Annotated in this window: 23 protein-coding genes; 8 read left to right on the top strand and 15 right to left on the bottom strand. The window is 62.6% G+C overall.

What is annotated here, in order from left to right; genetic code table 11:
• Positions 1–22 precede the first annotated feature (22 nt).
• Together lolB and CQ041_RS21500 are read right to left on the bottom strand one after the other, a co-directional pair.
• Positions 23–640, bottom strand: coding sequence for a lipoprotein insertase outer membrane protein LolB (gene lolB / locus CQ041_RS21505; protein WP_105524335.1), 618 nt, complete (start codon positions 638–640; stop codon positions 23–25).
• 4 nt (positions 641–644) lie between these two features.
• Positions 645–2369: a tetratricopeptide repeat protein gene (locus CQ041_RS21500; RefSeq protein ID WP_105524334.1), complete on the bottom strand. Its 1725-nt coding sequence runs from the start codon at positions 2367–2369 to the stop codon at positions 645–647.
• 182 nt (positions 2370–2551) lie between these two features.
• On the opposite strand from CQ041_RS21500, the gene hemA reads away from it, so the two are divergent.
• From hemA to CQ041_RS21470, 6 genes are all read left to right on the top strand, one after another.
• Positions 2552–3841 (top strand): glutamyl-tRNA reductase, encoded by a 1290-nt coding sequence (gene hemA / locus CQ041_RS21495; RefSeq protein ID WP_105524333.1) that lies wholly within the window; start codon positions 2552–2554, stop codon positions 3839–3841.
• Positions 3838–4920 carry a peptide chain release factor 1 gene (gene prfA / locus CQ041_RS21490; protein WP_105524332.1) on the top strand — a complete coding sequence of 361 codons (1083 nt, stop codon included), beginning with the start codon at positions 3838–3840 and terminating at the stop codon, positions 4918–4920. The genes hemA and prfA overlap by 4 nt, the downstream gene beginning before the upstream one ends.
• Complete coding sequence (gene prmC / locus CQ041_RS21485; RefSeq protein WP_105524331.1) at positions 4921–5751, top strand: peptide chain release factor N(5)-glutamine methyltransferase; 831 nt, start codon at positions 4921–4923, stop codon at positions 5749–5751. It abuts the gene before it with no gap.
• Entirely contained in the window at positions 5745–6500 is a 756-nt protein-coding gene (locus CQ041_RS21480; protein ID WP_105524330.1) for a molybdopterin-synthase adenylyltransferase MoeB, read from the top strand. Before prmC ends, CQ041_RS21480 begins: the two co-directional genes overlap by 7 nt.
• A complete protein-coding gene (gene murI / locus CQ041_RS21475) occupies positions 6493–7287 on the top strand; it encodes a glutamate racemase (protein WP_105524380.1) in 795 nt (264 codons plus the stop codon). The genes CQ041_RS21480 and murI overlap by 8 nt, the downstream gene beginning before the upstream one ends.
• A 111-nt stretch (positions 7288–7398) precedes the next feature.
• The gene (locus tag CQ041_RS21470; RefSeq protein WP_105524329.1) at positions 7399–7917 is read left to right on the top strand and encodes an acyloxyacyl hydrolase; all 519 of its coding nucleotides are present in this window, start codon (positions 7399–7401) and stop codon (positions 7915–7917) included.
• 65 nt (positions 7918–7982) lie between these two features.
• Here the strand turns inward: CQ041_RS21470 and CQ041_RS21465 are convergent, their stop codons facing one another.
• From CQ041_RS21465 to CQ041_RS21410, 12 genes are all read right to left on the bottom strand, one after another.
• Positions 7983–8288, bottom strand: coding sequence for a YkgJ family cysteine cluster protein (locus tag CQ041_RS21465; protein ID WP_105524328.1), 306 nt, complete (start codon positions 8286–8288; stop codon positions 7983–7985).
• Between the two features lie 54 nt (positions 8289–8342).
• Entirely contained in the window at positions 8343–8834 is a 492-nt protein-coding gene (locus tag CQ041_RS21460) for a DUF2878 domain-containing protein (RefSeq protein ID WP_105524327.1), read from the bottom strand.
• Positions 8827–10098: a cyclopropane-fatty-acyl-phospholipid synthase family protein gene (locus CQ041_RS21455; RefSeq protein WP_105524326.1), complete on the bottom strand. Its 1272-nt coding sequence runs from the start codon at positions 10096–10098 to the stop codon at positions 8827–8829. The genes CQ041_RS21460 and CQ041_RS21455 overlap by 8 nt, the downstream gene beginning before the upstream one ends.
• Positions 10085–10894 (bottom strand): DUF1365 domain-containing protein, encoded by an 810-nt coding sequence (locus tag CQ041_RS21450; RefSeq protein ID WP_105524325.1) that lies wholly within the window; start codon positions 10892–10894, stop codon positions 10085–10087. Before CQ041_RS21450 ends, CQ041_RS21455 begins: the two co-directional genes overlap by 14 nt.
• Positions 10891–12138 (bottom strand): NAD(P)/FAD-dependent oxidoreductase, encoded by a 1248-nt coding sequence (locus CQ041_RS21445; RefSeq protein ID WP_105524324.1) that lies wholly within the window; start codon positions 12136–12138, stop codon positions 10891–10893. Before CQ041_RS21445 ends, CQ041_RS21450 begins: the two co-directional genes overlap by 4 nt.
• Complete coding sequence (locus CQ041_RS21440; RefSeq protein ID WP_105524323.1) at positions 12135–12917, bottom strand: SDR family oxidoreductase; 783 nt, start codon at positions 12915–12917, stop codon at positions 12135–12137. Before CQ041_RS21440 ends, CQ041_RS21445 begins: the two co-directional genes overlap by 4 nt.
• Positions 12914–13339, bottom strand: coding sequence for a nuclear transport factor 2 family protein (locus CQ041_RS21435; RefSeq protein WP_105524322.1), 426 nt, complete (start codon positions 13337–13339; stop codon positions 12914–12916). The genes CQ041_RS21440 and CQ041_RS21435 overlap by 4 nt, the downstream gene beginning before the upstream one ends.
• Positions 13332–14777, bottom strand: a complete 1446-nt coding sequence (phrB, locus tag CQ041_RS21430; protein WP_105524321.1) for a deoxyribodipyrimidine photo-lyase — start codon at positions 14775–14777, stop codon at positions 13332–13334. The genes CQ041_RS21435 and phrB overlap by 8 nt, the downstream gene beginning before the upstream one ends.
• Positions 14778–15707 carry a MerR family transcriptional regulator gene (locus CQ041_RS21425; RefSeq protein ID WP_105524320.1) on the bottom strand — a complete coding sequence of 310 codons (930 nt, stop codon included), beginning with the start codon at positions 15705–15707 and terminating at the stop codon, positions 14778–14780. It abuts the gene before it with no gap.
• A gap of 3 nt (positions 15708–15710) precedes the next feature.
• Positions 15711–16670, bottom strand: coding sequence for a DUF523 and DUF1722 domain-containing protein (locus CQ041_RS21420; RefSeq protein ID WP_105524319.1), 960 nt, complete (start codon positions 16668–16670; stop codon positions 15711–15713).
• 112 nt (positions 16671–16782) lie between these two features.
• Positions 16783–16998: a TIGR02450 family Trp-rich protein gene (locus tag CQ041_RS21415; RefSeq protein ID WP_105524318.1), complete on the bottom strand. Its 216-nt coding sequence runs from the start codon at positions 16996–16998 to the stop codon at positions 16783–16785.
• On the bottom strand, positions 16995–17981 hold the full coding sequence (locus CQ041_RS21410) for an NAD(P)/FAD-dependent oxidoreductase (protein ID WP_105524317.1): 987 nt from the start codon (positions 17979–17981) through the stop codon (positions 16995–16997). Before CQ041_RS21410 ends, CQ041_RS21415 begins: the two co-directional genes overlap by 4 nt.
• Before the next feature lie 213 nt (positions 17982–18194).
• Here CQ041_RS21410 and CQ041_RS21405 point away from each other — a divergent pair, with 213 nt between their 5' ends.
• Positions 18195–19094: a TIGR01777 family oxidoreductase gene (locus CQ041_RS21405; protein ID WP_105524316.1), complete on the top strand. Its 900-nt coding sequence runs from the start codon at positions 18195–18197 to the stop codon at positions 19092–19094.
• 14 nt (positions 19095–19108) lie between these two features.
• Entirely contained in the window at positions 19109–20134 is a 1026-nt protein-coding gene (hemH, locus tag CQ041_RS21400) for a ferrochelatase (protein ID WP_105524315.1), read from the top strand.
• Between the two features lie 68 nt (positions 20135–20202).
• On the opposite strand, the gene CQ041_RS21395 is transcribed toward hemH, so the two are convergent.
• Positions 20203–22299: a TonB-dependent siderophore receptor gene (locus CQ041_RS21395; RefSeq protein ID WP_105524314.1), complete on the bottom strand. Its 2097-nt coding sequence runs from the start codon at positions 22297–22299 to the stop codon at positions 20203–20205.
• Positions 22300–22368 lie beyond the last annotated feature (69 nt).

Genomic DNA, 22368 nt, shown 5'->3' with positions numbered 1-22368 from the left:
GGTCAGTTTTTGTGCGGACACGTCATTGCCCCAGCTTGCGTGGTTGCCAGTCCTTGATCACCAGGGTGACGTCAAGGTCGGTGCCATGCAGTTTGATGCGCTCGGGCAACCAATAACCCCCTTGCTCCACGTAGCTCAGGTACTCGACCTGCCAACCATCCTGCTCCAGCGTCGCCAGGCGACTGTCGCCGTTGAGGGTCAGCCGACTCTTGCTGTCGGGCGCGGGCAGGCCACGTACCCACCAGACCAGATGGGACACCGGCAATTTCCAGCCAATCTGTTCTTCCAGCAGCGCTTCCGGCGAAGCGGCTTCATAGCGCCCCTGGTTGGCCACTTCGAGGCTGACCTGTCCCGGGCGGCCGGTCAGGCGTGCCGCACCACGGCCCAGTGGGCCCGACAGGCGAATGTCGTAATAGTCCTGGCGTTGCAGCCAGAACAGGGTGCCGCTGCCGGAATCCTTCGGCGCGCGAACCCCGACTTTGCCCTCGATCTGCCAGCCATCGATGCTGGCGAGCTGGTCCTTGTGCTGTTTCCATTGCGCCGGGTTGCCCTGGCCTTCAACGGATTCACGGGAACCGAAGCCCGCGCAACCGGCGAGCAGGGCGATGAGACTGAACACTACAACGTGGCGCAAGAACATATGCTTAAAGGGTCTCGGATCCGGTCAGGCGCTTGATGGTGCTGCGCAGGATGGGGCTTTCGGGTTGTTCCTTGAGGAATTTTTCCCAGATTTGACGGGCCTCGCGCTGCTTGCCATTGGCCCACAGCACTTCGCCCAGGTGCGCGGCGACTTCCTGGTCGGGGAAACGGTCCAGGGCCAGGCGCAGCAAGCGCTCGGCTTCGTCGAGGTTGCCCAGGCGGTAATTCACCCAGCCCAGGCTGTCCAGGACGGCCGGGTCTTCCGGGTTGAGCTTGTGGGCCTGTTCGATCAGGTCCTTGGCTTCGGCATAACGCGTGGTGCGGTCGGACAAGGTGTAACCCAGGGCGTTGAGTGCCATGGCGTTGTCCGGGTCGCGCTTGATGATCAGGCGCAGGTCTTTTTCCATCTGCGTCAGGTCATTGCGCTTTTCCGCCTGCATGGCGCGGGTATAGAGCAGGTTCAAGTCGTCGGGGAACTGCAGCAACGCTTGTTGCAACAGCTTCCAGGCGCGGTCGCCTTGGTTATTGGCCGACAAGGTCTCGGCCTGGATCAGATAAAGCTGGATGGCGTAGTCCGGCTCGGCATCCCGTGCGGCGGTCAGGCGTTTTTCCGCTTCGTCGGTGCGGCCGTTGCTCATCAGGATATCGGCCTGGCGCAACTGCGCCGGCAGATAATCATTGCCGGGGCCGACCTGGGCATATTCAAGCAGGGCGGCCTGCGGGTCGTTGCGTTCCTCGGCGATGCGGCCGAGGTTCAAGTGCGCCGAATCCACATGGCTCTCCCGTGCGATCAGCTCCTCCAGGTAGCCCTTGGCCTCGTCCCAGGCCTTGGCTTCCAGGCACACCAGCGCCAGGGAATAACGCAGTTCGTCATCGTCCGGGTATTGCTGGACCAGATTGGCGAACTGCACCTTGGCGTCCTCCATGCGGTCCTGCTCGACCAGCATGCGCGCGTAGGTCAGGCGCAGGCGTTTGTCGTCCGGGTATTTCTTGATGCTTTTTTCCAGCAGGGGAATCGCTTCCTTGCCGCGATTCAAACTTTGCAGCAGGCGTGCGCGCAACAGGATCGGCGCGATCTCGCCTTCTTCCGGCGGATTTTGCTCCAACAGCTTCAGCGCGGCGTCGGACTCGTCGTCCTGTTGCAGCAGCAAGGCCTTGCCAAAAATCAGCTGGCTGTTCTTCGGATGTTTTTGCAACAGGCGGTCGAAACTCTTCATCAGGCCATTGCGAGTGTCCTGGTCGGTGTCGGCAGCCGACAGCGCGAGGAAGTCGAAATGGGTGTCGCCCTTGCCCTGCAAGACTTTCTCCATATACACCATGGAGTCGTCATAGCGGCCTGCCCGCGCCAACTGCACAGCCGCCGCGCGTTGCGCTTCGAGATCGTCCGGTGCGTTTTTCGCCCAGATCAGCGAGGTATCCAGCGCAGCCTGATCGGCGCCCAGGTACTCGGCAATGCGAAACGCCCGCTCCGAAATCCCTGGATCCTGGGTGTTGATGGCCTGGGTTACGTAGTTATCCAGCGCAATGTCGAAGCGATTACGCTGGCCGGCCAGCTCCGCGCTCAGCAGGCTGAACACCGTTTCTTCACTGAACGAGGAATAAACCTTGGGCTTTTCAGGGGCGGGGGTGCTGTCTTCCACCGGCGGCGTACCGTCCGGCGACACGGGGGCCATAGCCTGGCAGCCGCTGAGGAAGACAAAAGCAAGGAGCAACGCGGAAGATCTATTCATATAGGAAGAGGACGACTAACCTGCGGTCGGATCATCATGACACAAGCCTTCGGCCAAACATAACCGAGTCTCAGTGGGTGCCTTTATAGACACAAGGCATTAGGACAATAGACGACGGTGGTTGTTCTGAATCTTTCGAAGTAGGACAATTGTCGGCTTCCCGACATCATCAGCGATATTGAATGGCCTTCCTCGCACTCGGTATTAACCACAAGACTGCCTCCGTAGACGTACGCGAGCGCGTGGCGTTCACGCCGGAGCAGTTGGTTGAGGCCTTGCAGCAGCTCTGCCGGCTTACCGACAGTCGCGAAGCTGCGATCCTTTCGACCTGCAATCGCAGCGAGCTCTATATAGAGCAGGAGCATCTGTCAGCGGATGTCGTCCTGCGCTGGCTGGCCGATTACCACCATTTGAGCCTCGACGACCTGCGCGCGAGCGCTTATGTGCACGAAGAGGATGCGGCAGTTCGTCACATGATGCGGGTGGCCGCCGGTCTCGACTCGTTGGTGTTGGGCGAACCCCAGATTCTCGGCCAGATGAAATCCGCTTACGCCGTGGCGCGTGAGGCCGGTACCGTCGGCCCGTTGCTGGGCCGGCTATTCCAGGCCACGTTCAACTCCGCCAAGCAGGTGCGCACCGACACCGCCATCGGGGAAAACCCGGTGTCCGTCGCGTTTGCCGCGGTCAGCCTGGCCAAACAGATTTTCAGCGACTTGCAACGCAGCCAGGCCCTGCTGATCGGTGCCGGCGAGACCATCACACTGGTCGCCCGCCATCTGCACGACCTGGGGGTCAAGCGTATCGTGGTCGCCAACCGCACCCTGGAACGCGCCAGCATTCTGGCCGAGCAGTTCGGCGCCCACGCCGTGTTGCTGGCCGATATCCCGGCCGAACTGGTGCGCAGCGATATCGTCATCAGCTCCACCGCCAGCCAATTGCCGATCCTGGGCAAGGGCGCTGTCGAGAGCGCGTTGAAGCTGCGCAAGCACAAACCCATCTTCATGGTGGATATCGCCGTACCACGGGATATCGAGCCTGAAGTCGGCGAGTTGGACGACGTTTACCTCTATAGTGTCGACGACCTGCACGAAGTGGTCGCCGAAAACCTCAAGAGTCGCCAAGGCGCTGCCCAGGCGGCCGAGGAAATGGTCAGCACCGGCGCCGAAGATTTCATGGTGCGCCTGCGGGAACTGGCGGCGGTGGACGTGCTCAAGGCGTATCGTCAGCAAGGCGAGCGCCTGCGCGACGAGGAGCTGCTCAAGGCCCAGCGGCTGCTGGCCAACGGCGGCAGCGCCGACGATGTGCTGATGCAATTGGCCCGCGGCCTGACCAACAAGCTGCTCCACGCGCCCAGCGTACAGCTTAAAAAATTGACTGCCGAAGGCCGCCTCGATGCGCTGGCCATGGCCCAGGAACTCTTTGCCCTCGGTGAGGGCGCGTCAGATAGCTCTTCGGATAAAAAATCGCAATGAAAGCGTCACTGCTCAATAAACTGGACGTGCTCCAGGACCGTTTCGAAGAACTGACCGCCTTGCTCGGCGACGGCGAAGTCATTGCCGATCAGACCAAATTCCGCGCGTATTCCAAGGAATACGCCGAAGTTGAGCCGGTGGTGGCCACTTATAAAAACCTGCTGAAGGTGCAGGCCGACCTGGAAGGCGCCCAGGCGCTGCTCAAGGACAGCGATCCGGACATGCGTGAAATGGCCGTGGAAGAGGTCCGCGAAGCCAAGGAAAAACTCGCCGAGCTCGAAGGCGACCTGCAACGCATGTTGCTGCCCAAGGACCCGAATGACGGGCGCAACGTGTTTCTCGAAATCCGCGCCGGCACTGGCGGTGACGAAGCGGCGATCTTCTCCGGCGACCTGTTCCGCATGTATTCGCGCTACGCCGAGCGTCGCGGCTGGCGTGTGGAAATCCTGTCCGAGAACGAGGGCGAGCACGGCGGCTATAAAGAAGTCATCGCGCGGGTCGAGGGTGACAACGTCTACGGCAAGCTCAAGTTCGAGTCTGGCGCCCATCGAGTCCAGCGTGTTCCGGCTACCGAGTCCCAAGGCCGTATCCATACGTCAGCGTGCACCGTGGCGGTGTTGCCCGAGCCGGACGAACAGGAAGCCATCGAGATCAACCCGGCGGACTTGCGGGTGGACACCTACCGCTCGTCGGGTGCTGGCGGCCAGCACGTCAACAAGACCGACTCCGCAATCCGCATCACTCACTTGCCCACCGGCATTGTGGTGGAGTGCCAGGAAGAGCGTTCCCAGCACAAGAACCGTGCGCGGGCGATGGCCTGGCTGTCAGCCAAGCTCAACGACCAGCAGACCAGCGCCGCCGCCAACGCGATTGCCAGCGAGCGCAAGTTGCTGGTGGGTTCGGGCGACCGTTCCGAGCGTATCCGTACCTACAACTTTGCCCAGGGCCGGGTCACCGACCATCGGGTCAACCTTACCCTGTATTCCCTGGACGAAATCCTCGCCGGTGGCGTCGACGCGGTGATCGAGCCTTTGCTGGCCGAGTACCAGGCCGACCAACTGGCAGCGATAGGTGAATAAATGACCATCATCGCCAGCCTGTTGCGCGCCGCCGACCTGCCCGACTCGCCCACTGCGCGGCTGGACGCCGAATTGCTGCTGGCCGCTGCCCTGGGCAAGTCCCGCAGCTACCTGCACACCTGGCCCGAGAAAATCGTCAGCAGCGAAGACGCGCTGACCTTTGCCAAGTACCTGCAACGCCGTCGTGGCGGCGAGCCGGTGGCCTACATTCTCGGCCAGCAGGGCTTCTGGAAACTCGACCTGGAAGTCGCGCCCCACACGCTGATTCCGCGCCCGGACACCGAGCTGCTGGTGGAGGCCGCGCTGGAATTATTGCCGGCCACGCCGACCACGGTGCTGGACCTGGGCACGGGCAGCGGCGCCATCGCCCTGGCCCTCGCCAGCGAACGTCCGGCCTGGCGGGTCACCGCCGTCGACCGTGTGCTGGAGGCAGTGGCCCTGGCCGAGCGCAATCGCCAGCGCCTGCACCTCAATAACGCCACGGTGTTGAACAGTCACTGGTTCAGCGCCCTTGCCGGTCACACCTATGACCTGATCATCAGCAACCCGCCCTACATCGCCAGCAACGATCCCCATCTGGTCGAAGGCGACGTGCGTTTCGAACCGGCCAGCGCGCTGGTGGCGGGTCACGATGGGCTGGACGATTTGCGCCACATCACTGCCGAGGCGCCCGTGCACCTGAATGCCGGCGGCTGGTTGCTGCTCGAACACGGTTACGACCAGGCCGCGGCCGTGCGTGACCTGTTGCTGAGCCAGGGGTTCGAAGAGGTCCACAGCCGTGTCGACCTCGGCGGCCACGAACGCATTACAGTGGGACGTCGCCCGTGCTGACCGATCAGGAGCTGTTGCGCTATAGCCGCCAGATTCTGTTGCAGCATGTCGACATCGACGGCCAATTGCGCCTCAAACACAGCCGCGCCTTGATCGTCGGTCTGGGCGGCCTGGGTGCGCCGGTTGCGCTGTACCTGGCCGCCGCCGGCGTCGGCGAGTTGCACCTGGCGGACTTCGATACCGTCGACCTGACCAACCTGCAACGCCAGATCATCCACGACACCGACAGCGTCGGGCAGACCAAGGTCGATTCGGCCCTGCGCCGCCTGGGCAGTATCAACCCCGAGGTCACGCTGATCGCCCATCGCACTGCGCTGGATGCCGATTCGCTCGCCGCCGCGGTAGCCGCGGTGGACGTGGTACTCGATTGCAGCGACAACTTTTCCACCCGCGAAGCGGTCAACGCCGCCTGTGTCGCCGCCGCCACGCCGTTGATCAGCGGTGCGGCGATTCGCCTGGAAGGGCAATTGTCGGTATTCGACCCGCGTCGTGCCGAAAGCCCTTGTTACCACTGTCTGTACGGGCACGGCAGCGACACCGAACTGACCTGCAGCGAAGCCGGCGTGGTCGGCCCGCTGGTGGGTCTGATCGGTAGCCTGCAAGCGCTGGAAGCCTTGAAGCTGCTGGCCGGTTTCGGCGAACCCCTGGTGGGCCGCTTGTTGCTGGTGGATGCCTTGACCACCCGCTTCCGCGAACTGCGCGTCAAGCGTGACCCAGGGTGCGGTGTGTGTGGGCCCCGGCATGGTTAAGGACGCGCCCATCGGTGTGTTCGATTCCGGCGTCGGCGGCTTGTCGGTGCTGGATGAAATCAAGCAACTGCTGCCCAACGAATCACTGCTGTACGTGGCCGATTGCGGGCACATTCCCTATGGCGAGAAAACCCCTGCATTCATTCGCGAACGTTCGCGCCGGGTGGCGGAGTTTTTCCGCGAGAAAGGCGCCAAGGCGTTCGTGATTGCCTGCAATACCGCGACCGTCGCGGCGGTCGCCGAGCTGCGCCAGGATTATCCCGACTGGCCGCTGGTGGGCATGGAGCCTGCCGTCAAACCGGCGGCTGCCGCCACGCGCAGCGGCGTGGTTGGTGTGCTGGCCACCACCGGTACCTTGCAAAGCGCCAAGTTCGCCGCCTTGCTCGACCGCTTCGCCACGGACGTCCGGGTGATTACCCAGCCTTGCCCTGGGCTGGTGGAGTTGATCGAAACCGGTGACCTCACCAGCCCGGCCTTGCGCCACTTGCTGCAAGGCTATGTCGAGCCGCTGGTGAGTGCTGGTTGCGACACCATCATCCTCGGCTGCACCCACTATCCCTTCCTCAAGCCCCTGTTGGCAGAGATGCTTGCGCCCAGCATCATCCTCATCGACACCGGCGCCGCCGTGGCGCGCCAGCTCAAGCGCTTGCTGGGCGAGCGCGACCTGCTGGCAAGCGGCAATCCGCAGCTGGCGCAGTTCTGGACCAGCGGCGATCTGTATCACCTACGAAATATCCTACCGACACTCTGGAAATATCCGGGCGTTGTGCAAAGCTTGGGTGCGTGAAAAATTCGTGAAATACCGGCGTTATAAGCTGGAACTTCTGACTACGCGCCAGCTTCTATAGCGAGATAGCCTGTCTATAAACCTATAACTTTGTTGGAAGGGATGTTTCTTATGAAGCGTTTGTTCTGTTTGGCTGCGATTGCGGCCTTCGTGGTAGGGCACTCCGTTTCAACCCAGGCTGCCGGCCTGGAAATGGGGGTGGGGAGCACCAGTGATTCAGACATGACCTTTCGGCTGGGGCTGACATCGGATTGGGACAAAAGCTGGTGGCAGAGCGAAACCGGGCGATTGACCGGTTATTGGAGCGGCGCCTACACCTATTGGGACGGTGACACGCGTTCCAGCGTGAGCAGCCTGTCGTTTTCGCCGGTGTTTGTGTATGAGTTTGCCGGGGAGAGGGTCAAGCCGTATATCGAGGCCGGGATCGGCGTAGCGGTGTTCTCACGCACCAAAGTGGAAAGCAACAACATCGGCCAGGCCTTCCAGTTCGAAGACCGTCTGGGGTTTGGCCTGCGCTTTACCGGCGGGCATGAAGTGGGCATTCGCGCCACGCACTATTCCAACGCGGGGCTGAGCAGCAACAACGACGGTGTGGAAAGCTACTCGCTGCACTACACCCTGCCGTTGTAACGCCGAAGCCCCCTGTGGGAGCGGGTTTGCTCGCTCCCACTGTTAGAACGCCACTCACCTGACTATCAGCGGTAAGCAGTCGCAATCCCTTGCCGCTCTTCCAGGCACTCCGGCGCGCCCATTTCGAACTCGCGGCAGATCAGCGGGCGACGCTCGTAGATCGTGCACATCATGGTGTCCCGGTCCAGCGCCGCGCACCAGCCGTCATCCAGGCGCAGCATCACTTCGCCGCCCCATTCGTCGGTATCGATATAGCGCTCCGGCACGCCGGTGTCGGTGATCAGCATCACTTCCAGCTGACAGCAGCAGGCCGCGCAGGTCGAACAGGTGACCGCGGGTTCGGCGATTTGGGTGTGGGGAATGTTGGTCATAGGCGTGCAGTGTAAGGCAAGCCGGTGCTGGGCGTATGAATGCTCTGACGGACGTCAATGGCTTAACTGGGCGGCGATCCAGTGCAATAACGGAAACACCAGGGCCCACAGCAGGCCCAGGCCGATCATGGTGGGCGTCAGGCCGTAGCCGAACGTCACCCCGGCCAACTGGCTACCGGCGTAATACGACAAGGGCCCGCCCACCGCGCCCAGCAGGCTCGCGCGCCACCAGGGTTGGGCGCTCCACGCCAGGCAGTGGCGTAATGTGGTGGCCAGCACCGCCCACAGCAGCATCAGCCAATACGGGATCAGCGGCCCTGGCAGACTGAAATGGAACACACCAAAGGCCCGCAGCGACGTATCGATCACCGTGCCCAGCAAGGTGACGGCGATAATCGTCTGGCCTTCCCGGGACCAGCTACTGATCCACACAAAGTGGATCGCCAGCACCGCCACGCCCACCAGCAGCCAACGCCCATCGCCTCCCAGTACGCAGGCGAACCAGCCGCACTGGAAGAGCAGGGCATTGGCCAGTGTCTTAAGCATTGAAGCGGCCTAGCAACGGCTCGGTGATGGCCGACGGCTTGGCCAACAGCAACTGCGCGGTGCCGATGGTGCGCTCCATGAAGCCGCCCTCGCAGTAACACAGGTAAAACTCCCAGAGCCGCAGGAAATATTGGTCGTAGCCCAGTTCCGTGAGACGACTGTGGGCGCGGCGAAAATTCTCGTGCCACAGACGCAGGGTCTTCGCGTAATGCAGGCCAAAGTCTTCCATGTGCAGCAGGTTCATGTCGGTGTCGCGGCTGACGATCTCGAGCATCTTCTGCATGCAGGGCAGGGCGCCGCCGGGGAAGATGTAGCGCTGGATGAAGTCGACGTTGGTCTTGGCCTGCTCGTAGCGCTGGTCACGAATGGTGATGGCTTGCAGCAGCATCAGCCCATCGCTCTTGAGCAGGTGCGCGCACTGCTTGAAGTAAGTCGGCAGGAAACGATGACCCACGGCTTCGATCATCTCGATGGACACCAATTTGTCGTACTGGCCGCTGAGGTCGCGGTAGTCCTGCAACAGCAGCGTCACCCGATCGCCAAGGCCCAGTGCGGCGATGCGTTTTTCGGTGTAGGCAAACTGCTCTTTGGAGAGCGTCGTGGTGGTGACGGTGCAACCGTAATGCTGCGCCGCGTACAGCGCCATGCTGCCCCAGCCGGTGCCGATTTCCAGGAGGTGGTCGCTCGGCTTGAGCGCCAGTTTCTGGCAGATCCGCTCCAGTTTGTTCAGTTGCGCCTGTTCCAGGGTGTCGTCGGGGCTCATGAACTGCGCCGCCGAATACATCATGGTCGGGTCGAGGAATTCTTCGAACAGGTCGTTGCCCAGGTCGTAGTGGGCGGCAATGTTTTTCTGCGAGCCCTTGCGCGTATTGCGGTTGAGCCAGTGCAGGCCTTGGGTGACCGGCCGCGCCAGACGGGCGAGGCCGCCCTCCATGGCGTCAAGCACATCGAGGTTGCTGACCATCACGCGCACCACCGCCGTCAGGTCGGGGCTGCTCCAGTAGCCATGGATAAACGCCTCGCCGGCACCGATGGAACCGTTGGCCGCCACCAGGCCCCACACCGCCCCATCGAGGATGTGGATTTCCCCCAGTAGCTGCGCTTCGCGCGCGCCAAACACCCGGCGCTCGCCGTCCTCGATCAGCACCAACTGACCATGACGCAATTGACTGAATTGACGCAGCACGGCCTTGCGCAACAGAGCACTGGTCATGCCGTTGACGTTCAGGCGGCTGGCTTTGACCGATAAGCTAGGGGATTTCATGGCGGCGATCCTTGGTGTAACCGACGGCTGTACGAGAGGCCCCATCGGCGGCCCGGTGGGAAAAAATCGGTGTGCGTTTAATCAATAGGCGCAGCGCCTGCCAATAAATGGCCAGGCAGGTCTTGGCGGTCATCCACGGGAAGCGTCGCAGGTAGCGGTGCAGGCTGGCGCGGTTGAGCGCCTCCCGTTCAAGGTTCAGGGTGGCGTCGAACACTTTGGCGTCGCCCTGCCAGTCGGCCATGTGCACGCCGAGCCTGGCGGCCGGTGGGCTGAAACTCATGCGGTATTCCAGGTCGCGAGGCAGAAACGGCGACACGTGGAACGCCTTGGCCACGGCAAAGTGCTGGTGCTCCTCCGCGCCCAGGTCCTGGGCGGGCAGCACGTAGTGATAGCGCTCGCGCCATGGGGTGTTGGTCACTTCACACAGGATCGCGGCCAGTTGTCCGTCAGCCTCGAAACAGTAGAAGAAACTCACCGGATTAAAAGCCAGGCCCCAACTGCGGGCCTGGGTCAGTAGGCAGATAACGCCCTGGGGTGTACGCCCCAGTGCCTTGCCGACTTCCTGGCGCACGGCATCGCTCAAGCTCATGCCGGTACGCGTGAATTCACGCAGGTAATCCTGCTGGCGAAAACCAAAAGGCGCGAAACGGCTGCGCCCGGCCAGGGGCGACAACCCCAGCACGTCGTGTTCTTCGCTCAAGTCCAGGTACAGCAGGCCGATGCGGTAGCGGAAGGCGTGAGCCTTGGGTGCAAAACGGCGATGGGCAATCCAGCCGCTGTACAAGGCGCTGTTCATAGGGTTTCCCCGAACGCCTGGGCCACTCGCAGGGCGCTGACAACACCGTCCTCGTGAAAGCCGTTGGCCCAGTAGGCGCCGCAGTAGAAGGTATTGCGCACGCCGCTGATATCGTCCCAGCGCGCCTGGGCGGCCACCGCTGCCAGGCTGTATTGCGGGTGGGCGTAGGTGTAGCGGGCGAGCACCTTCAGTGGGTTGATCTTCGATGTCTGGTTGAGGCTGACGCAAAACGTGGTGGCGCTGTCGATGCCTTGCAGGATGTTCATGTCATAAGTGACCGCCGCCTGGGCCTGGCCGTTGCCGCTCAGTCGATAATTCCAGCTGGCCCAGGCCAGCTTGCGGTCGGGCAGCAGGCGGGTGTCGGTGTGCAGCACCACGTCGTTGTTGGCGTAGGGCAGGGCGCCGAGGACCTCGCGTTCGGCCTGGCTGGGGTCGGCGAGCAACGCCAGCGCCTGGTCGCTGTGGCACGCGAACACCACACGGTCGAAGATCTCGCGACCGGCTGGGCTGTGGATAACCACGCCGTCATCGCTGCGTTCGACTTTATCCACAGGGCAATCAAGGCGAATGTGCTCACGAAAGCTGCGGGTCAGTGGCTCGATGTAGCGGCTGGAGCCACCCTCGATCACGCACCATTGCGGGCGATTGCTCACCGACAGCAACCCGTGGTTCTTGAAAAACCGCACAAAAAACTGCAGTGGAAAACCCAGCATGTCCGCCAGGGACATCGACCAGATCGCCGCGCCCATCGGCACGATGTAGTGCCGGATAAACCGCTCACCGTAGCCGCCCGCCTCGAGGTAATCGCCCAGGGTCATCTCAACACTGATGCGTTGCTCCTGCAAGTCCAGCGGTGCCTGGCGGTTGAAGCGCAGGATATCGCGCAGCATGCCCCAGAATCCCGGCGACAGAATGTTGCGGCGCTGGGCAAACAGGCTGTTGAGGTTATTGCCGTTGTACTCAAGGCCGGTGCTCTCGTCGCACACCGAAAAGCTCATCTCGGTGGGTTTGAACGTCACCCCGATCTGCCCCAGCAGGCGGATGAAGTTGGGGTAGGTCCAGTCGTTGAACACGATGAAACCGGTGTCCACCGCGTAGCTTTCACCCTCGACACTGACGTTGACCGTGTGGGTATGCCCACCGATGCGGTCGCCGGCTTCGAACAGGGTGATGTCATGGCGCCGGCTGAGCAGGTAGGCGCTGGTCAATCCGGCAATGCCGCTGCCGATAATGGCGATCTTCACAGGTCGTCCTTCTTCGGTGGCGGGCTGCGCAGCATGCGCTTGCCAATGATCAGCTGCGCGCGGCTGGGCAGTTTCGACAGTGGCCACAGGGTGGCGATGAACAGCGCGGGAAAGGCGATTTCCAGCGGGCGTTTTTCCAGCTTGGCGAAGATATGCCGCGCAGCTTTGTCAGCGGGCCAGCTCAGGGGCATCGGGAAGTCATTGCGCTCGGTCAGGGGGGTGTCGACAAAGCCCGGGCTGATCACGGTCACGTCGATGTTTTCCGGTGAGAGGCTGATGCGCAGCGCTTCGAACAGGTAGCGCAAGCCGGCCTTGGACGCGCCGTAGGCTTCGGCGCGTGGCATCGGCAGGTAGGTCACCGCGCTGGCCACGCCCACCAGGTGCGGCGTATTGCCGGCGCGCAACAGCGGCAGTGCGGCCTCGATGCAGTAGCTGCTGGCGAGCAGGTTGGTGCGCACCACATGCTCGATGATCGACGCGTCGAATTGCTTGGCGTCCACATACTCGCAGGTGCCGGCGTTGAGGATCACCGTGTCCACCGCGCCCCAGGCTGCGGCAATCCGTTCGCCGATTTCGCGCACGGTCTGGCTGTCGGTCAGATCCCCAGGGACCACCAGCACTTGCCCGGGATAACGCCGGGCGAAGTCGTCCAGGGGTTCTGTCGAGCGCGAACTGAGCGCCACGTGGGCGCCGCTGTCGAGCAGCTCGATGGCCAGCGCGGCTCCGATGCCACTGCTGGCGCCGGTCAGCCAGTAGCGGCGGGGCAATGTACGGCTCATCCCATTCTCCTTTTCAGCCATTTGACTGCGCTGCCCAGTACGGGCAGGTGTTCGTAGAGCAGGGCGCCGGCGTCGAAGTAGTCGCGATGGCGATACACCTTGTCGTCACGCCACATCAGGTGTGAACAGCCCTCTACGCGGATCTCCTTGCCGTTGGCCAGGCGCGGGTGGCAGAAGCGCATGGTCCAGCGCAGGTAGCCTTCGCCTTCTGCCACGTCGTCAACGCCGTGGAAATCGAAGTTCAACGCGCTCACATTGCTGTACAGCTCGGCGAAGTAGCGGTGCACTTCGCTCAGGCCATGAACGTCATGCAGCGGGTCGGTGAACGCGATGTCCTGGCTGTACAGGCTGTCGAGCAGGTGCAGGTTGTGCTTGTCCAGCGCGGCGAACGACTGGGAGAAGCGCCGCAGGAAATCACTCATGCACGCCTCCCGCCGCTTCCCGCGAAGGCAGGCTGCGGAATGCAGCCAAGGCGCGTTCCCGGGATTTTTTCAGGTCGACGATGGCGCGCGGGTAATCCGCCACGCCGAACAGCCCGCCGGCGGCTTCAGGGTTGTGCACGTCCTTTTTGTTCAGTGCGGCCAGCTCCGGCAGCCAGCGCTTGATGAACACGCCTTCACCGTCGAATTTCTCCGACTGGCTCAAGGGGCTGAAAATCCGGAAGTACGGCGCCGAGTCGGTGCCAGTGGATGAACTCCACTGCCAGCCGCCGTTGTTGGCAGCCAGGTCGCCGTCGATCAGGTGGCGCATGAAGAACCGCTCGCCTTCGCGCCAGTCGATCAGCAGGTTCTTGGTCAGGAACATCGCTACCACCATGCGCAGGCGATTGTGCATCCAGCCGGTTTCCAGCAACTGGCGCATGGCGGCGTCGATGATCGGCAGGCCGGTACGTGCCTCTTGCCAGGCGGCGAGGTCCTTGGGGGCATTGCGCCAGGCCACCGCTTCGGTTTCGGGGCGGAAAGCACGGTGGCGCGAGACCCGGGGGTAACCCACGAGGATGTGTTTGTAGAACTCACGCCACAGCAATTCGTTGATCCAGGTGATCGCGCCGGTGTCGCCGCTTTCGAACTCACCCTGGTTGGTTTGCAGCGCGGCGTGCAGGCACTGACGTGGTGAAATCACACCGGCAGCGAGGTAGGCGGAGAGCTGGCTGGTGCCGGGCTTGGCGGGGAAGTCGCGCTCATCCTTGTAGTAGCTGATCTGCTCGTCGGCGAATGCGTCGAGGCGGCGGCGCGCTTCGTCTTCGCCGGCAGGCCAGAGGGCGCGCAGGCTGTCGCTCGGCGCTTCGAAGCCTTCGACCTGTTGGGGAATCGGGTCACTGTTGAGAGCGAGCGTCGCCTGAGCCTTGGGGGTGGCGACCAGGCGTGGCAGTGAGCTGTGCAGGCGCGTGTAGCACACCTTGCGGAACTGGCTGAACACCTGAAAGTAAGTGCCGGTCTTGGTCAGCACGCTGCCTGGCTGGAAAAACAGTTGGTCCAGGTAGCTGTGGAAGGTCACACCGTCGGCCTCGAGCGCGTCGGCGACGGCAGCATCGCGACGGCTTTCGTGGATGCCGTATTCCTCGTTAACGTGCACCGATTCCACCGACAACTCGCGGCATAGTTTGCCGAGTACGGCCGGCGCCTGGTCCCAAGTGGCGGCGTGGCGGATCAGCAGCGCAATGTTCAACTCGCCCAGCGCGGTGCTCAGTTCCTTCAAGTTGCGCAGCCAGAAATCGACCTTGCACGGCGCATCATCGTGGGCCAGCCACTGCTCCGGGGTGATCAGGAATACCGCCGCCACAGGGCCGCGCTGGCTCGCGGCGGCCAGGGCGGTGTTGTCGTGAACGCGCAAGTCGGTGCGCAGCCAGATCAGGTGCATTTAAAGAAGTCCACGCTGGATCAATAACTGGTGGGCCGCCAACGGGTCTTCGGCGACGAGCAGTTCAGGGATGTCTTGGGTTAATACGGCCAACTCGGCCTGGTGGATGCACACCGTTGGTCCGACGATCAATGTTGGGCAATCGACGCCGCCCACCAGTTTCGCGAAGGCGGACAAGTGCAAGGCCTTGCTGGAGTACAACAGCACCGCGCGCGGTTGCAGGTGCTCCACCGCCAGGGCCAGTTCGCCGGCGGGCAGTGGCCAGTCGAACACTTCCACCGGGCAGTCGGCGCTGCTGGCCAGCCACGCGCTGAGCCACAGGTGCGGCTCCAGCGGCAGGTCGGACTGGTTGACCAGCAACAGTGGCGCACCGTGCAGTTGGCGATTGTTGTGGTAAATGCGTGCGCCAAACTTACTGCGCAGCCAGGACAGGAAGAACACCCGCTCCATCTGCGCGCCAAATTGGCCCTGCCAGCGTTGTTCCAGTTCTTGCAGCAGGGGCAGCAGCAATTGTTCGCACAGCGTGCGCGGCGGGTACAGGGCCATGGCCTGGTTGAAGGCGTCGTCGACGCGCCGTTCGTTCAACTCGCTGATGGCTTGCACCAGGTTCAGGCGCAGGCTGTACCACTCGTTTTCCACCGCGTCGGGGACGGTCAGTGCGGAATCGATCAGGCCTTTGACCTGGCTGACCGGCACGCCGCGATTGAGCCAGGTGAGGATGGTGTGGATGCGTTGGACATGCTCGGCGCTGAACAGCCGATGGCCCTTGGGCGTGCGCTGCGGCACGATCAGGCCATAGCGGCGCTCCCAGGCGCGCAGGGTCACGGCGTTCACGCCGGTCTGGCGCGCCACTTCGCGAATCGGCAGCCAGCCGTCTTCCAGGGCTTGGGCGATGTCTTCGCCGGGGTCGTCTTGCAGGGCAACTTTCATGATTTAGATCGCATTACGCAGGCTGAGATTTTCCGGGTGCGGTTGCAGGTAGGCCTGCTGCGCGATGTAGCGGTCCGGGTGTTGGCGGAAGTGATGCTTGAGCAGGGTCAGCGGCACCACCAATGGCACGATGCCGTGGCGGTATTGGCCGATGACGGTCTGCATTTCCTGCTTGTCGTCGGCGCTGATGACTTGCTTGAGGTAGCCGCTGATGTGCTGCAGCACGTTGGTGTGGGTGCCCCGGGTGGCGCACTTGGTCAGGCCTGTCATCAATTCGCTGAAGTAACAGTCGGCCAGTTCTTCCAGCGCGGTGGCCTTGCCCATGCTGCCCAGCAAGTGGCCGAGGCTTTTGTAGTGCGCGGGGCTGTGGGCCATCAGCAGGTATTTGTAGCGCGAGTGGAAGGCCAGCAGGCGGTGGCGGCTCAAGCCTTCGGCCAGCAACTGTTGCCAGCTGGCGTAGACGAACACCCGGGTGAGGAAATTTTCCCGTAGCACCGGGTCATTCAGCCGACCGTCTTCCTCCACCGGCAGGTTGGGGTGGCGTGCGCAAAACGCCTGGGCGTAGATGCCACGCCCGCCACCGTCCACCGGCGTGCCGTTATCGCGGTACACCTTGACCCGTTCAAGGCCGCAAGACGGTGACTTTTGCATGAAGATGTAACCGCACAGGTCAGTGTGCGCCTCGGCCATCTGTTGGCCGTAATCGTTCAGGGGCTGGGTGACATTCAGCTCGCGGTGCACGGTGCCGACCGCTTGCGGGTGAGCAGGGTCGCCCACCAACCGGATCGGTTCGCGGGGGATTCCCAGGCCGATTGCAACTTCCGGGCACAGCGGCACGAAGTCGAAATAGTCGGCAAGGGTCTGGCTGCACAGCAGGGATTGTTTATGACCGCCGTTGAAGCGCACGTTCTCGCCCAGTAGGCAGGCGCTGATGGCGATCTTCGGTTTGGAGGGGCTGGACATACACGAACCTCAGCAAGATTCCTGTACAAGCTTCATGACTTGTACAACTAAATCTCATCATAGGTTCGATGCTGTACAAGTCAATTTTTTTGTACAGGTTTTTGCGAAAGGGTTATTTCCAGCCGATTTTCCAGCGCTCGGCGTCTTGCAAGGTTTGCCAGGCCAGGCGCTCGACGCGGCGGGTCATGACTGCTTGCAGCTCGATGTCCAGCACCGTGCCTTCGTCGTCACGAAACAGCTCGGTGACGAGGAAGTGTTTTTCCTTGTTGCGAGGGTGCGCTGCTGTCCACTTCGACAGCAGCAATTTGGCGGGGTTGATGCGGTTCATTGCAGGTGCTCGATCAAGCGCCGTGCGGCTTCCTGGCCGCTGAGCCAGGCACCTTCCACCCGGCCCGACAGGCACCAGTCGCCACACACGTACAGGCCCAGGTCGGCATCGGCGAGCACGCCGAACTCGTGGCCGCTGGACGGTCGCGCGTAGAGCCAACGGTGCGCCAGGCTGAACGACGGTGCGGGCATGGCGCTGTGCAGCAATTCGGCAAAGGCGCCGTGCAGGTGTTCGATCACGGCTTCTTTGGGCAGGTCCAGATGGGCCCTGCTCCAGGCGCTGGTGGCGTGCAAGACCCAGGTATCCAGCGTGGTGTCGCGCCCGGGTTTGCTGCGGTTGCGCGCCAGCCAGTCAAGGGGGCTGTCCTGGACGAAGCAGCCTTCCATCGGTGTATCCAGGGGTTTGTCGAAAGCCAGGGCAACCGCCCAGGTCGGGTCCATCTTGACCCCGGCGGCGGCACTCGCCAACTTCGGCGCAGCGGCCAGCAGCGCGGTAGCCTGGGGGGCCGGCGTGGCAATGATCACGTGGCTGAACGGGCCATGGTGCTCGCCATCGGCATCCAGCAGGTTCCAGTGTTGGGTGCCCTGGAACACGTCGGTGATACGGCACCCAAAGTGCACCGGCAGGTCGTCGAGCAAGGCGCGGGTGATGGCGCTCATGCGCGGCGTGCCGACCCAGCGCACTTGCTCGTCGGGGGAGGGCGTGAGTTGGCCGGACTTGAAGTTGTACAGCTGTGGCTTCCACTGCTCGGCCCAGCCGTTGGCTTGCCAGCGCTGCACTTCGTTGACGAAGCGCCGGTCGCGGGCGGTGAAATATTGAGCGCCCATGTCCAGTGAGCCGGCATCGCTGCGCTTGCTGGACATACGGCCACCACTGCCGCGGCTTTTATCGAAGAGTTGTACAACGTGCCCCGCGTCTCGTAACGCTTGGGCGGCGGAGAGACCGGCAATGCCGGTGCCGATGATCGCGATGGGAACAGTCATGGGAGGCCTCGTTTTACCGTTGGGTACAGACTACGCCGACACCAATACCTGTACAATATTGTTTTTTGGTATAAGTTCTTGGGCGCCTGATCCTGTGGCATGACCTATGGTTAAAGCACTGGCTTTAATCAACGTTACGCCCGATTTTCAAATGGCTCCCTGCTAATAAAATAGACCAGTGATCGACGGCGAACGTTACATGAGGAGTGTCCCATGCACATTTTGCTGACCGGCGGTACTGGCCTGATCGGCCGTCAACTTTGCCAACACTGGCTCGCGCAGGGCCATCGCCTGACCGTGTGGAGCCGCCACCCGGAACAGGTCGCCAAGGCATGCGGCGCCCAGGTGTCAGGGGTCGGCCGCCTGCAACAGGTTATCGGCCCGGTGGACGCGGTCATTAATCTCGCCGGTGCGCCAATCGCCGATCGACCCTGGACCCACAAGCGCAAGGCGCTGCTGTGGAGCAGCCGGATCGCGCTGACCGAAACCCTGCTGGCGTGGCTGGAAACGCTGGAGCAAAGACCGGCGGTGCTGGTGTCCGGGTCGGCGGTGGGTTGGTACGGTGACGGCGGCGAGCGTGAACTCACCGAAGCCAGCGGCCCGGTGCAGGACGACTTCCCCAGCCAACTGTGCATCGCCTGGGAAGAGACCGCCCAGCGCGCCGAAGCCTTGGGGCTGCGTGTGGTGCTGGTGCGCACCGGCCTGGTGCTGGCAGCCGAGGGCGGCTTTTTGTCGCGCCTCTTGCTGCCGTTCAAACTGGCGCTGGGCGGGCCTATCGGCAATGGTCGGCAGTGGATGCCGTGGGTACACATCCAGGATCAAATCGCCTTGATTGATTTTCTTCTGCACAAGGAAGACGCCAGCGGTCCTTATAATGCCTGCGCGCCACACCCGGTGCGTAATCGTGAGTTTGCCAAGACGTTGGGTCAGGTGCTGCACCGCCCGGCGTTCATGCCGATGCCGGCCTTTGCCTTGAAGGTCGGGCTGGGCGAATTGTCCGGCCTGTTGCTGGGCGGGCAGAAGGCGGTGCCCGAACGCTTGCTGGCCGCCGGTTTCACTTTCCGGTTCACTGAGTTGCGTGCGGCTCTGGATGACTTGTCCAGCCGCCTCTAGAAATAGGATGTTGCATGACCGATCACGCGTTGTTACTGGTCAACCTGGGCTCACCCAAGTCCACCTCGGTGGCCGATGTGCGCAGTTATCTCAATCAGTTTCTGATGGACCCCTACGTCATTGACCTGCCGTGGCCGGTACGCCGCCTGCTGGTGTCGCTGATCCTGATCAAGCGTCCCGAACAGTCGGCCCATGCCTATGCGTCCATCTGGTGGGACGAGGGGTCGCCGCTGGTGGTGTTGAGTCGTCGCCTGCAACAGCAGATGACCACGCAGTGGACCCACGGCCCGGTGGAATTGGCGATGCGCTACGGCGAGCCGTCCCTCGAAACCGTGCTGACCCGCCTGGCTGCGCAGGGCATTCGCAAGGTCACACTGGCGCCGCTGTACCCGCAGTTTGCCGACAGCACTGTGACCACGGTGATCGAAGAGGCCAAGCGGGTCGTGCGCGACAAGAAGTTGAGCGTGCAATTTTCGACCTTGCAGCCGTTCTACGACCAGCCGGAATACCTGGATGCCCTCGCGGCGAGTGTCCGCGCTTACGTGGAGCAGGATTACGATCACCTGCTGCTGAGTTTCCACGGCCTGCCAGAGCGTCACCTGACCAAGCTCGACCCGACGGGCCAGCATTGCTTCAAGGATGCCGACTGCTGCAAGAACGCATCGCCGCAGGTGCTGAAAACCTGCTACCGCGCGCAATGCTTCAGCGTTGCCCGTGACGTTGCCGCGCGCCTGGGCTTGCCGGACGATAAATGGTCGGTGGCGTTCCAGTCGCGCCTGGGCCGGGCCAAGTGGATCGAACCCTACACCGAAGCCCGTCTGGAAGCCCTGGCCCAGCAAGGCGTGAAAAAGCTGCTGGTGATGTGCCCGGCGTTTGTGGCCGATTGCATCGAGACCCTGGAAGAGATCGGTGACCGCGGGCTGGAGCAGTTCCGCGAGGCCGGGGGCGAGGAGTTGGTGCTGGTGCCGTGCCTGAATGATGATCCGCAGTGGGCGAAGGCACTGAATACCCTGTGCGAGCGGGCGCCGACAGCGCTGTAAGCGGACCCCGTGAAGATCAAACGGTGGGAGTGGACTTGTCGGGTCGCTCCCACATGGTTTGAGCGTATTTACAGGTTCAGCGTCAGGCTGACCGTGAGGTTGCGCGGCTCGCCGGGGCTGATCCAATAGTTGCTGTAGGACCGCTCGTAATACTTCTCATCAAACAGGTTGTTGAGGTTCAGGCCCACGGTGACATTCTCCGTGGCCTTGTAATGGGCCAGCAGGTCGACGGTGTGGTACGCCGGCAGTTCGAACTGCGTGCCCGCTTCACCCGAGCGATCGCCCACATACGTGAACGCGGCCCCCAGGTCCGATCCGCGCAACACGCCATCCTGGAACTCATACACCCCCAACAGGCTGCCGCTGCGCTTGGCCACGCCTAAAATGCGGCTGCCGGCAGGAATGGCTCTATCGCCCTTGGTCACTTCGGCATCGATGTAGGCGAAGGCACCGATCACGCGTATGGCATCGGTCACCTGACCGGTCAGTTGCAGGTCAAGTCCCTGACTGCGCGCCTTGCCCATGGCGCGGCTGGTGTTGGTGGCCGGGTCCAGCGCCAGCACGTTTTCCTTTTCGATATGGAACGCGGCGAGGGTGGTGCTGAGGCGGTCGTCGAACAACTCACTCTTGATCCCCACTTCATAACCCACGCCTTCTTCGGGCTTGAAGGTTTTGCCATTGGCGTCCAGGCCACTGTTGGGCTTGAACGAGGTGGAGGCGTTGGCGAAGACGCCGACCTCGGGCGTGAGCTGGTAGAGCAGCCCGGCGCGCTGGGTGAGGGCGTCGTGGGTCTGGCGGCTCTTGGCGCTGTTGCGGGTGAAGTCTTCGGTGCTCTGTTCGAAGTGCTCGAAGCGTGCGCCCACCATGCCGCGCAGGCGGTCGGTGAAGATGATCTGGTCTTGCAGGTTCAGCGCGTGGCTTTTGGTCTGTTCGAAGAAGTCGGTGCCGGAGCGCGTCCCGTTGGGTTTGGGCTGGCCGTAGACCGGGTTGTAGAGGTCGATGGCGTAGGCGCTGCCTGCGATGGCGGTCACCCGTTCCTTCTTGCGGTAGTCCTCGTATTCGGTGCCGATCAGCAGTTCGTGCTGCCAGCTGCCAATGTCGAACAGACCGCGCAGTTCCAGCTGGGTGATGCTGTCGTGCCAACCCATGGAACGTTCGCGATAGCGGCGGTTGAGGGTATGGCCGTCGGTGTTCAACGCGCGGTTTTCCGACGCGTCGCCCCACAGCGTGCCCTGCTTGTAGTGGCTGGCCAGGCGCAGTTTCCACGCGTCATTCAGGTGATGCTCGAGGGTGGCCTGCAGGCGGTTGTTATGGTTGTCGATATCGCCGTCGTTGGGCTCGCCAAGGAAGGTGGAGCGCGATACACCGGGGGCGTCGACGATTCCGCGGTCGAAGGTGGAGCTGTGGCGCACGAATTCGCTTTCCACCAGCAGGCTGGTGTCGGGGTCCAGTTGCCAGCTGAACGAAGGCGCGACGAACACGCGCTTGCTCTGCACGTGGTCGCGGAAGCTGTGGTTGTCCTCCACGGCCAGGTTGACCCGCGACAGCATGCTGCCTTCGCTGTCCAGCGGAGTGTTGACGTCCAGCGCGGTGCGGTAGCGGTCCCAACTGCCAGCGCTGGTTTGCAGGGTGGTGAAAGCCTCTGGCTGGGGCTTCTTGGTGACGATATTCACCGTGCCGCCTGGATCACCGCGGCCATACAGGCTGGCCGCAGGGCCCTTGAGTACTTCTATGCGTTCGATATTGGCCGCGTCAGGCGTGCTCGGGTAGCCGCGGTTGGCGCTGAAACCGTCCTGGTAGAACTCGGACGTGGTGAAGCCGCGCACGCTGTATTCGTACAGGGTCAGGCCGCCAAAATTGTTTTGTTTGGACACACCGCCGGCGAATTCCAGCGCCCGTTCCACGTTGGTACTGCCCAGGTCTTTCAGGACAGTGGCGGGAATCACGCTGATGGATTGTGGGATGTCGCGAAGTGCGGTGTCCGTCTTGGTCGCGCTGGCAGAGCGGGTGGCGCGGTAGCCGGTGACCGGGCCGGTGGCGGATTCATACGCGTCGGTGGTGACGCTGATGGTGTCCAGTTCCACGGTGTTTTCTTCGGCGAAGGCGGGATCAAGCAGCAGACCCAGGGCCAGGCCAGCCATGGGGGCAATTCTTCGAGACGGCATGATAGAGCGTTCCAATAGCGATATTGAAACAATATAACATGACTAATGAGAATGAATTGCTTGGAAATA

It is taken from the genome of Pseudomonas sp. MYb60 (assembly GCF_002979555.1).
In the GTDB taxonomy this organism is placed as follows: domain Bacteria; phylum Pseudomonadota; class Gammaproteobacteria; order Pseudomonadales; family Pseudomonadaceae; genus Aquipseudomonas.
Note: the sequence above shows the minus strand (reverse complement) of the source record. Positions and strands in the feature narration are given on the sequence as shown.